We start from the raw sequence: 10862 nt of genomic DNA, 5'->3' as shown, positions 1-10862 counted from the left end.
GCCGGGGCGGGGGCGGCGGTGGCCGTGCCGGAGGCGAAGGTGGCGAAGCCGATTGCGGCGACGGCCGCGAGGGCCGCCGCTCTGGTGCGGAGACTGGTCATGGTGGGGTTCGGGATCCTTCCGGACGTGCGGGGCGGCCCGGTGGGGCTGCTGTTCTGACGGCGCGTCAGTCCGTTCCTGTGCGCCGGGCGCCCAGGTTATGGCCGCCGGAACGGCGGGGGGCGGCAGATCGACCGGCAGCTTCCCGGCACCCCGACGGAGCCCCTCGGCCCCTACCGCCCCCGGTGCGCCGCGATCAGCCGCGCGTAGTGGTGGCCGCTGGACTTGATGGTGCGGCGCTGGGTCGGGTAGTCCACGTGCACGAGCCCGAAGCGCTTGGCGTACCCGTACGCCCACTCGAAGTTGTCGAGCAGCGACCAGGCGAAGTACCCCGCCAGCGGCGCGCCCCGGCCGACGGCGCGGGCGCAGGCGGCGAGGTGGTCGGCCAGGAAGGCGGTCCGCTCCGGGTCGTGGACGCTGCCGTCGGCGGCCACGGAGTCGGCGTACGCCGAGCCGTTCTCGGTGACGTAGATCCGCTCGGCGTCGTACTCCTCGGTGAGCCGGAGCAGCAGCTGCTCCAGACCGGGCGCGTGGACCTCCCAGGGCATCGCGGTGTGTTCCGGGTTGGGGCCGGGCAGTTGGCGGATGAAGGGGGCCGGTCCGGTGGGGTCGTCGGCGACGATCTGGCGGAAGTAGTAGTTGAGGCCCAGCCAGTCGAGCGGCGCGGCGATGAGGTCGAGATCCCCGGCCCGCTCCGGCAGGTCGACGCCGTAGACCCGTCGCATGTCCTCGGGGTAGCCCCGGCCGTGGATCGGGTCGAGCCACCAGCGGTTGACATGGCCGTCGGCGCGGACGGCGGCGGCGAGGTCGGCCGGCGAACCGGTGGCCGGTTCGATCGGGCTGAGGTTGTTGACGATGCCGATCCGGGCGTCCCGGACGTTCTCGCGCAGCACCTGGACGGCCAGGCCGTGGGCGAGGTGCAGGTGGTAGGAGGCGCGGACGGCGGCGGTGAGGTCGGTGAGGCCGGGGGCCATCGCGCCGTCGAGGTGGCCGATCCAGGCCGAGCAGAGCGGCTCGTTGAGCGTCGCCCAGTCGGTGACCCGGTCGCCCAGCCGGGCGGCGACCGCGGCGGTGTACTCGGCGAAGCGCTCGGCGGTGTCCCGCGCGGGCCAGCCGCCGCGGTCCTGCTGGGCCTGCGGGAGGTCCCAGTGGTAGAGGGTCGGGAACGGGCGGATCCCGGCCGCCAGCAGGCCGTCCACCAGCCGGTCGTAGAAGTCCAGGCCGGCCTGGTTGACCCGGTCGTCGGCAAGCGGCACCACGCGTGGCCAGGCGATCGAGAACCGGTAGGCGCCGAGGCCGAGCCGGCCCATCAGCGCGACGTCCTCGGGCCAGCGGTGGTAGTGGTCGCAGGCGGTGTCGCCGGTGTCGCCGCCGGCCACCCGGCCGGGGGTGTGCGCGAAGGTGTCCCAGATCGAGGGGGCGCGCCCGTCGGCGTCCGCCGCGCCCTCGATCTGGTAGGCGGCGGTGGCGGCGCCCCAGAGGAAGTCGTCGGGCAGCGCGTCCAGGGGGGTGCCGGGGTCGGTCATGGCGGGCCTTTCGGGGCGGTGGGGCGGGCGGAGGAGGCGGCGGCGGGCGTCGGAGTGCGGTGCGCGGGTCATTTGACGGCCCCGGCGGTGAGCCCGGCGACCAGGTAGCGCTGGAGCAGCAGGAAGCCGGCCACCACCGGGACGCTGACCACCAGCGAGGCGGCCATCACCTGGTTCCAGTAGACGTCGTTGAGGGTGGCGTAGCCCTGGAGGCCGACGGCCAGGGTGCGGGTCTCCTCGTTGGTGAGCACCGAGGCGAAGAGCACCTCGCCCCAGGCCGTCATGAAGGCGTACACCGCGACCGCGACGATGCCGGGAACCGCCGCCGGGACGATGATCCGCACCAGGGCCCGGACCGGTCCGCAGCCGTCGACCAGCGCGGCCTCGTCCAGGTCGCGCGGAATGGAGTCGAGGTAGCCGACCAGCATCCAGATCGAGAACGGCAGCGAGAAGGTCAGGTAGGTGAGGATCAGACCGCCGCGGCTGCCGTACAGGGCGACCCCGGTGGCGTTGCCGACGTTGACGAGGAGCAGGAAGAGCGGGAGCAGGAACAGGATGCCGGGGAACATCTGGGTGGACAGCACCGTCACCGTGAAGAAGCGCCGGCCGCGGAAGCGGTAGCGGCTGACCGCGTACGCCGCGACGATCGCGACCAGGACCGAGCAGATCGTCGAACCTCCGGCCACGATCAGGGAGTTGACCAGGTAGCGGCCGAGCGGCACGGTGCGCCAGATGTCCGCGTAGGGGCGCAGGGTCACGGTGCTGGGGATCCAGCGGAACGGTCCCTGGACATCCTGGAGCGGCTTCAGCGAGCTGCCGAGCATCACCAGGACCGGGACGAGCGTGAAGACGGTGAGCGCGGCGAGCAGGACGCGGCGCAGCCACCGGAACGAGGCGGGCGGGTCGATCACGCGGTGGCGTCCTTCCGGCGCGAGGTGAGCAGCAGGTAGCCGGACGTCACCAGCAGCAGGAACAGCAGCAGCAGCACGGACATCGCCGAACCGGCACCGAAGTTCCAGGTGACGAAGGAGGATTGGTAGATGTGCACGGAGATCAGGTCGGCCGCGGCGGGGGCCGAGCGGCCGAACAGCAGGTAGGGGGTGTTGAAGTCGTTGAAGGTCCAGAGGAAGAGCACCAGCACCAGGACCTGGTTGACCGGCCGCAGCGAGGGCAGGGTGATCCGGCGGATCTGCTGCCAGACGCCGGCGCCGTCCAGCGCGGCCGCCTCGTAGAGCTCGCGCGGGATGTTCTGCAGCCCGGCGGTGAGGGTCAGGAAGGCGAACGGCCAGCTGCGCCAGACCGAGACGGTGACCAGCGCGGCGAAGCTGTTGTCGCCGAGCAGCCAGAACGGCTTGTCGTCGACCAGGTGGAGCTGGTCGTGCAGCACGTGGTTGATCAGGCCGGTGTCCCGCTGGAACATGAACGACCAGGTGATGACCGCCGCGTAGACCGGCAGTGCGTAGGGCAGCAGGAACACGGCGCGCAGCAGGCCGCGGCCGCGGAAGGCGTCCTGCATCAGCACGGCGGCGGTGGTGCCGATCAGCCAGGCGAGGCCGACGGCGAGCACGGTGAAGGCGCAGGTGACCCAGAAGGAGTGCAGCAGGGCCCGGCCGACCGGGGCGTCGAAGTCCACCGCGGTGCGGAAGTTGGCGAGTCCGGCCCAGGGGGCGGCGGTCCAGTCGCGGATGAAGAACTGGGTGAGCCGCTTGAAGCTCATCACGGTGCCGAGCACCATCGGCACCAGGTGGACGGCGAGTTCGAGCAGCAGGGCGGGGAGCAGCAGCAGATAGGGGAGGGCGGTGGTTCCGGCGCGTCGGCGCAGTCGGTCGATTCGGCCTCGGATCACGTCAGTTGGCCGGCATCTGCTGCTGGGCCCGGGTGAGTTCGGAGCGGACGCCGTCCTCGGTGACGGCCTTGCCGGCGGCGGCCGAGGCGAGCAGGTTCTTCACCGCGGTGCCGACCAGGGTCTCGAACTGGCTCTCGGCGGGCACCTGGGGCAGTGGGCGGGCGCTCTGGCCCAGGACCGCGGCCAGGGTGCCGAGTTCGGGGGTGGCGAAGGCGGGGTCGCGCTGGGCGTCGACGACCGGGGGGATGGTGCCGTAGGCCTTGTTGAGCACGGTCTGCTCCTCGGTGCCGGTCATGAAGGCCACGAACTTCAGCGCCCCATCGGTGTTCCTGGTGGCGCGGAAGACGGCGAGGTTGATCCCGGCGACCATCGAGGTGGTGGCGCGTTCGCCGCTGGCTCCGGCCGGAATCGGGACGGGGGCGACGCCGTAGTCCTCGGCGGCCATGCCGTGGGACTTGAGGTTGGCCCCGGCGGCCTGCCACAGCAGCATGGCGGCCTTGCCGGTGGCGAAGTCGGTGACGGACTGGTTGTTGGCGTACTCGGCGTTGCCCGCGGCGGCGATCCGCTCGGTGCCGAGCAGGTCGACGTACTGCTTGACCGCGGCGACGGCGCCCGGGCTGTCGAAGGCGGGGCGGCCGGAGGGGTCGAAGAAGTCGGCGCCGTGCTGCTTGGCGAGGGTGAAGGCGTGGTGGACGTTCTCGCTGATGTTGCCGCCCTCGACGGCGAGGCCGTAGCGGCCGCCGGTGGTGAGCTTCTTGCCGTCGGCGACCAGCTCCTCCCAGGTGGCCGGCGCGCGGTCGATCCCGGCCTCGGCGAAGAGCTTCTTGTTCCAGTACAGGCCGTAGGCCATCGAGTACAGCGGGACGGCGGCCGGGTCCTGGCCGACGGCGCCGGCCGAGGCGAGGGCGGCGGGCAGGAACCGCTCCTTGCCGCCGGTCTTCGCGAGGGTGGCGGCGTCGAAGGGCCGCAGGGCGCCGGTGGCCTGGAGCGAGGCGGACCAGGTGTTGCCGATGTTGAGCACGTCGGGGCCCTGGCCGGAGCCGGCGGCGGCGAGGATCCGGTTGAGCAGGTCCGACCAGGGGATGACCTCCAGTTTCACCTTGATGCCGGTCTGCTGCTCGAACTTCCGCAGCTCGGGTTCCAGCACCTGGCGGTCGTTCTCCAGGCTGGTGCCCTGGTTGGAGGCCCAGTAGGTGAGGGTGCCGGGGCTGCTGTCGCTCCCGCCGCCGGGTGCGGAGCCCCCGCCGCAGGCGGTGGCGGTGAGGACGAGCGCGGCGGCCAGCGCGCTGGCGGCGGCGGCGCGGAGGATGGGCATGGAGGGATCCCCTCTCGGGTGAAGTCCGGTGCTGCGATACTTAATTCGAGGCGTGATTTAACGTGTGAGAAAAGCTTCCGTCAAGGGTTCGGACAGCGATAGATTCGGGGCAGGAGGGAGATCCCATGACCGCGCGAGGCAAGAAGACGGTGCGTGACCTGCGCAGAGGCAGCCGGTCCACGCTGCTGCGGCGGCTGTACTTCGACGGGCCGCTCAGCCGCCAGGAGCTCGGCTCGATCACCGGGCTGAGTGCCGGCTCGATCAGCAATGTGACCGGCGAGCTGCTCGCCGACGGCCTGATCGAGGAGTGCGGCTCGGTGGAGTCGGACGGCGGGCGGCCCCGGATCCTGCTCCGGGTCGCGGCCGGCCGGGCCCACCTGGTCGGTGTGGACGTCGGCGAGACCCAGGTCCGGGTCGCGCTGTTCGATCTGGCCAGGACCGAACTGGCCGCCAGCGACCGGCCGCTGGACGACCGGGGCCACGACTCGGGCCATGTGGCGGAGCTGATCCTGGCCGGGCTGGCCGAGGTGCTGGAGCGTACCGGGACCGACCCGGCGACGGTGCTCGGCGTGGGCGTCGGCGTGCCCGGCATCGTCGAGCAGGGGGTTGTCGAGCAGGGGGTCGTCGGACGGGGGCTCGTCGCGCGGGGCGGCGGCGCGTCCGGCGTCGGGTCGGACGCCGGGGGCGGTGCGGGTGCCGTGGTGCACGGCCAGACCGTCGGCTGGGACGCGGTCCCGCTCGGCCGGATGCTGCGGGCCGGCACCGATCTGCCGCTGTTCGTCGACAACGGCGCCAAGACCCTCGGCCAGGCGGAGATGTGGTTCGGCGCCGGGCGCGGCGCCCGGCACGCGGTGGTCGCCCTGTTCGGCTCCGGCGTCGGCGCCTGCGTGATCGCCGACGGCGCCCGCTTCCGGGGCGCCACCAGCAGCGCGGGCGAGTGGGGCCACACCAAGGTGCACGTCGGCGGACGGCGCTGCCGGTGCGGCGCGCGCGGCTGCCTGGAGGCGTACGTCGGGGCCGAGGCGCTGGTCGCGCGGTGGGGCGCGGCACCGCCCGGCGGCGGGGAGAAGGCGGGGCTGGCGGCCCTGCTGGCCGCCGCCGGGGCGGGCGATCCGGCCGCGGTCGCCCTGCTCGACGAGGCCGCCGAGTACCTCGGTGCGGCCATCGCCGACCTGGTCAACCTGTTCAACCCGGAGCGGATCGTGATCGGCGGCTGGGCCGGACTGCTGCTCGGCCCCCGGCTGCTGCCCGGGATCCGCGCGGCGGCCACCGAGTACGCGCTGCGCTTCCCGCGCGAGCAGACCGAGATCGTGCTCGGAACGCTCGGCCCGGCGGCGGTCACGGTGGGCGCGGCGACCCTGCCGCTCTCCGACTTCCTGGACTCCGGCGGGGAGTTCCCGCGCCGGGCGGACACCGCGGCGACGGGTGCCGGGGCGACGGGTGCCGCGGCACCGGCCGGGCTGTGGGCCTGAGCTGGGATTCTTCGGTAATTCCTTGTCCTACAAGCAAGTTCACGCCGTGAGGAAAGTCGCCGCGAGGGGTTGACACCCCGGATCGACTGCCCCGAGACTCCCGGTCGGGGGCGCTCCCCGGGCCCGGACCCCGGGCCGGCGGCGCTCCGTCACGCACCAGGTGACCGCCCGCCGCGGCGGGTCCGTGCGCGCACCGGCCGAACCCCGAGCCGGCCGGTGCGCGGACCCGTCGAGCCGTCCCGTCGTTCCCCACCGCCCGGCGCCCAACGGCGTACCGGGCACGGGCCGCGGTGTGCGCCTCCGCCTTCACCCACCCCACCGCAGGAGCAGCCCATGAGGCTCACTTCAGCACGCCCGCGTCGCGGGGGGCCGGCCGCCAGGCTCGGTCTCGCCCTGCTCGCGGCCACCACCCTCGCCCTGCCGGGACCGGCCGCCCTCGCGGCCCCCGCCACCGGCGCGTCCAGCGCCGCCGCCCCCGCAGCCGCCGACTGCGGTGCCGCGGACGCCGCGCGGGGCCGCCCGGCCACCGCCTCCTCCACCGAGAACGCGGGCCTGTCCGCCGCCAACGCCGTCGACGGCGACCCCGGCACCCGCTGGTCCTCCGCCTTCGCCGACCCGCAGTGGCTGCAGGTCGACCTCGGCTCGGTGCGCCAGCTGTGCCGGGTCGAACTCGCCTGGGAGGCGGCGTACGGGCGCGCCTACCAGATCCAGTCCTCCGACGACGGCGTCACCTGGCGGACCCTCTACGCCACCGCGAACGGCACCGGCGGCACCGAGACCCTCGCCGTCTCCGGCAGCGGCCGCTACGTCCGGCTCAACGGCCTGGCCCGGGGCACCGCCTGGGGCTACTCGCTCTGGGAGCTGCGGGTCGCCGCCTCCGACGGCCCGACCGTGCCGCCGGTGCAGGGCGGCGGGGACCTCGGCCCCAATGTGCTGGTCTTCGACCCCGGCACGCCCGGCATCCAGGCCAAGCTGGACGAGGTGTTCCGCAAGCAGGAGTCCAACCAGTTCGGCCCCGAGCGGTACGCGCTGCTGTTCAAGCCGGGCACCTACCAGAACCTCAACGCCCAACTCGGCTTCTACACCTCGATCGCGGGCCTCGGCCTCAAGCCCGACGACACCACCTTCAACGGCGATGTCACCGTGGACGCGGGCTGGTTCAACGGCAACGCCACCCAGAACTTCTGGCGCTCCGCGGAGAACCTCGCCCTCAACCCGGTGAACGGCACCGACCGCTGGGCCGTCGCCCAGGCCGCGCCGTTCCGCCGGATGCACGTCAGGGGCGGGCTCAACCTGGCGCCGAACGGCTACGGTTGGGCCAGCGGCGGCTACATCGCCGACAGCCGGGTGGACGGCCGGATCGGCAACTACTCGCAGCAGCAGTGGTACACCCGGGACAGCGCGATCGGCGGGTTCTCCAACGGCGTCTGGAACCAGGTGTTCTCCGGCGTCCAGGGCGCGCCCGCGCAGAGCTTCCCCGACCCGCCCTACACCACCCTCGACACCACCCCGGTGTCGCGCGAGAAGCCGTTCCTCTACCTGGACGGCAACGAGTACCGGGTGTTCGTCCCGGCGAAGCGGACCAACGCCCGGGGCGTCTCCTGGGACGGCACCCCGCAGGGCACCTCGCGGCCGCTGAACCAGTTCTACCTGGTCAAGCCGGGCGCGACGGCGGCCACCATCAACCAGGCGCTGGCGCAGGGCCTGGACCTGCTGTTCACCCCCGGCGTCTACCACGTGGACCGGCCGATCGAGGTGACCCGCCCGGACACCGTGGTGCTCGGCCTCGGCCTGGCCACCGTGGTGCCCGACAACGGGGTGACCGCGATCCGGGTCGCCGACGTGGACGGTGTCCGGCTGGCCGGGCTGCTGGTCGACGCCGGGCCGGTCAACTCGCCGGTGCTGGTGCAGATCGGACCGGACAACGCGGCCGCCGACCACGCCGCCGACCCGACCACCCTCCAGGACGTGTTCGTCCGGGTCGGCGGCGCCGGCGCGGGCTCGGCCACCGCCGGGATCGTGGTCAACAGCGACGACGTGATCGTCGACCACACCTGGATCTGGCGCGCCGACCACGGCGCCGGCGTCGGCTGGACGGTCAACCCCGCCGACTACGGCCTGCTGGTGCGCGGCGACGACGTGCTCGGCACCGGGCTGTTCGTCGAGCACTTCAAGAAGTACGACGTCGAGTGGTCGGGCGAACGCGGCCGGACGATCTTCTTCCAGAACGAGATCGCCTACGACGCCCCGAACCAGGCCGCCGTGCAGAACGGCGCCACCAGGGGCTGGGCCGCCTACAAGGTGGACGACAACGTCACCACCCACGAGGGCTGGGGCCTCGGCAGCTACTGCTACTTCAACGTGGACCCGAGCATCCGGATGGACCACGGCTTCGAGGCCCCGGTCCGCCCCGGGGTGCGGTTCCACGACCTGCTGGTGGTCTCGCTGGGCGGCAACGGCCAGTACGAGCACGTGATCAACGGCACCGGCGGCGCGACCTCCGGCACCTCCACCACCCCGTCCACGGTCACCTCCTTCCCGTAACACCCCTCCCGGACGGCGCCGAGGTGCCTTCCCCCGACCGCCGCCCCGGCGGCCCGCGATCCGGCGGGCCGCCGGGGCGGCGCGCCGGGGCGGCGCGGCCGGACCCGGGTATCGGGTACCGGGTGCGGCAGGTCAGTGCTGGAGGGCGAGGCGCAGCGCGAGGGCGAGGACGACCAGGTTGCCGGTGAGGCCGGTGAGGAGGCGGCCGCGGGGGCCGGTCAGGAGGCGGCGGAGCAGGGCGCCGCCGGTGGCGAGCAGGGCCTGCCAGCTGGCCGAGGCGGCGAAGGCGGCCAGGACGAACACCAGGCCGGGACCGAGGCTGCCGGGACCGGTGCGGCCGCCGAGCACCAGGGCGCTGAAGTAGACCACGGTGAGCGGGTTGAGGAGGGTCAGGCCGAGCAGCGAGGCGTAGGTGCGCCAGGGGGAGGCGGGCACCGGGGGCGGCGGGCCGGCCGGGTCCCGGTCCGCCCGGTGGGTGCGGAGGGTGGCGCGCAGCCCGTGCGCGGCGAGGAGGACGAGGACGCCCGCGGCGGCGAGTTCGAGGGCGCCGGCGGCCGGTGCGAGCAGCGGGGCGAGCGTCGCGCCGCCGATCAGCGCGAGCAGGGCGTACAGGCCGTCGGCGGTGGCCACGCCCAGGGCGGCGGCCATGCCCCGGGCCAGCGAGACGCGGGAGGCGAGGGTGACGATCAGGACGGAGATCGCCCCGACCGGCACGGCGATGCCGTAGCCGGCGAGGAGCCCGGAGAGCAGGGCGTCGGTCATGGGGGTTCCGGTTCGCGCGGGGCGGTCGGGGGGCAGTGGCCGGGAGCGTAGTGCGCGGCGGCCGGACCGGGCCACCGGTTTATCGGGACGGGCCCGGTGGCCGATCGGCGGGATTCGGTCCGGTGACCGAGTCTGCGGGGGCGTCCGGTGTTGCGCTGGGGAGCGCTCGGGAACGCTCCGAGGAGAGGGGATGTCGCGATGAGGACGTGGCTGTGGCCGGTGAGGTCGATCGCGCACCCGGTCCGGGCGGCGCTCGCCCGCCGGCAGCCGCGGGCGGCCCGGCAGCGGTGAGGGCCGCCGCCGGGCCGGACGCTCACCCCTCCGCCGGGGACGCTCAGACCGCCGCCGCGAGCACCACCGGCGTCGGGCCGTCCGGGCGGACGGTGATGCTGTAGACGGCCCCGGCGGGCCGGTCGAGGAAGCGCACCGTGAAGGCGGGCAGCAGGAGTTCGAGTACCGCGACGGACTCGCGGAGCGCGAACTGGGTGCCGAGGCAGGCGCGGGCGCCGAGGCCGAACGGGAGGTAGCCGCCGAGGTGCGCGGGGCGGCTGCCGCCCGGGCCGAAGCGGGCCGGGTCGAAGCGCTCGGGGTCGGGCCAGAGCGCCGGGTCGCGGTGGGTGAGGTAGGGGCAGACCAGCAGGTCGGTGCCGGCCTCGACGCGGTGGCCGGCGAGGGTGTCCTCGGTGAGCGCGTGCCGGGGGAGGATCCAGGCGGACGGGTAGAGCCGCAGGGTCTCGGAGACCAGGGCCTGCACCGCCTCCCGCCGTTCGGGCGAGCCCTCGGGGCCGGCGTCGAGGGCCCACCGCCGGGCGCCGGGTTCGCGGTCGAGGAGCAGGTACAGCCAGGTGAGGGTGGTGGCGGTGGTCTCGTGGCCGGCGACGAGCAGGGTGACGAGCTCGTCGCGGATCAGCCGCTCGGTGTACTCGGGGTGCAACTCGGCCGCGTCGAGCAGCACCCGCAGGACGCCGGGGCCGTCGGGGCCGTCCTCGTGGCGGCGGGCGGCGGCGATCGCGGCGTGCGCCACCGCGTCGATCCGGGCCAGGTCCTCGGCGACGGCGGCTCCGGCCTGTTCGCCGTCGGGGAGTTGGGGGAGGGCGGCGACAACGGTGGCGATGCGGTCGAGTTCGCGCTCGGTGGCCTGGTCCAGGGGGTGGCCGGTGAGCGCGCGCCAGATGGTGTCGAGGGCGAAGTGGCGCATCTCCGCGCCGAGGTCGATCTGGTCGCCGGTGCGCGCGTACCCGGCCCAGCGGTCGGCGGCGCGGCGGGCGGCGGCGGCGATCCGCTGCTCGTAGCGGCGC

8 protein-coding genes are annotated in these 10862 nt (G+C 74.1%); 2 read left to right on the top strand and 6 right to left on the bottom strand.

The annotated features are described in order from the left end of the window. Positions 1 to 272: 272 nt before the first annotated feature. The 4 genes from ADK60_RS16860 to ADK60_RS16845 all read right to left on the bottom strand — a co-directional run bounded on the left by ADK60_RS16860 (position 273) and on the right by ADK60_RS16845 (position 4786). Positions 273 to 1625 (bottom strand): GH1 family beta-glucosidase, encoded by a 1353-nt coding sequence (locus ADK60_RS16860; RefSeq protein WP_053646902.1) that lies wholly within the window; start codon positions 1623 to 1625, stop codon positions 273 to 275. Between the two features lie 68 nt (positions 1626 to 1693). Continuing rightward, positions 1694 to 2533 carry a carbohydrate ABC transporter permease gene (locus ADK60_RS16855; RefSeq protein WP_053646904.1) on the bottom strand — a complete coding sequence of 280 codons (840 nt, stop codon included), beginning with the start codon at positions 2531 to 2533 and terminating at the stop codon, positions 1694 to 1696. After that, positions 2533 to 3471, bottom strand: coding sequence for a carbohydrate ABC transporter permease (locus ADK60_RS16850; protein WP_053646900.1), 939 nt, complete (start codon positions 3469 to 3471; stop codon positions 2533 to 2535). Before ADK60_RS16850 ends, ADK60_RS16855 begins: the two co-directional genes overlap by 1 nt. Position 3472: 1 nt before the next feature. Further along, complete coding sequence (locus ADK60_RS16845; RefSeq protein WP_053646898.1) at positions 3473 to 4786, bottom strand: ABC transporter substrate-binding protein; 1314 nt, start codon at positions 4784 to 4786, stop codon at positions 3473 to 3475. A gap of 125 nt (positions 4787 to 4911) precedes the next feature. Here ADK60_RS16845 and ADK60_RS16840 point away from each other — a divergent pair, with 125 nt between their 5' ends. Together ADK60_RS16840 and ADK60_RS16835 are read left to right on the top strand one after the other, a co-directional pair. Beyond that, positions 4912 to 6258 (top strand): ROK family transcriptional regulator, encoded by a 1347-nt coding sequence (locus ADK60_RS16840; protein WP_053646897.1) that lies wholly within the window; start codon positions 4912 to 4914, stop codon positions 6256 to 6258. Between the two features lie 333 nt (positions 6259 to 6591). After that, entirely contained in the window at positions 6592 to 8802 is a 2211-nt protein-coding gene (locus ADK60_RS16835; RefSeq protein ID WP_053646895.1) for a discoidin domain-containing protein, read from the top strand. Positions 8803 to 8934: 132 nt separating this feature from the next. Here the strand turns inward: ADK60_RS16835 and ADK60_RS16830 are convergent, their stop codons facing one another. Then, entirely contained in the window at positions 8935 to 9564 is a 630-nt protein-coding gene (locus ADK60_RS16830; RefSeq protein WP_053646893.1) for a LysE family transporter, read from the bottom strand. Positions 9565 to 9898: 334 nt separating this feature from the next. Continuing rightward, positions 9899 to 10862 (bottom strand): cytochrome P450 (locus ADK60_RS16825; RefSeq protein ID WP_053646891.1); only part of this gene is annotated, 964 nt, incomplete at its 5' end.

Source organism: Streptomyces sp. XY431 (genome assembly GCF_001279805.1).
In the GTDB taxonomy this organism is placed as follows: Bacteria; Actinomycetota; Actinomycetes; order Streptomycetales; family Streptomycetaceae; genus Kitasatospora; species Kitasatospora purpeofusca.
This window is presented reverse-complemented; position numbering and strand designations above follow the sequence as displayed.

What these genes read in the sequence shown, in the direction of transcription:
- ADK60_RS16830 (WP_053646893.1), bottom strand. Translation starts at nt 9,564, where the DNA reads ATGACCGACGCCCTGCTCTCCGGGCTCCTCGCCGGCTACGGCATCGCC.
- ADK60_RS16845 (WP_053646898.1), bottom strand. Translation starts at nt 4,786, where the DNA reads ATGCCCATCCTCCGCGCCGCCGCCGCCAGCGCGCTGGCCGCCGCGCTC.
- ADK60_RS16860 (WP_053646902.1), bottom strand. Translation starts at nt 1,625, where the DNA reads ATGACCGACCCCGGCACCCCCCTGGACGCGCTGCCCGACGACTTCCTC.
- ADK60_RS16840 (WP_053646897.1), top strand. Translation starts at nt 4,912, where the DNA reads ATGACCGCGCGAGGCAAGAAGACGGTGCGTGACCTGCGCAGAGGCAGC.
- ADK60_RS16835 (WP_053646895.1), top strand. Translation starts at nt 6,592, where the DNA reads ATGAGGCTCACTTCAGCACGCCCGCGTCGCGGGGGGCCGGCCGCCAGG.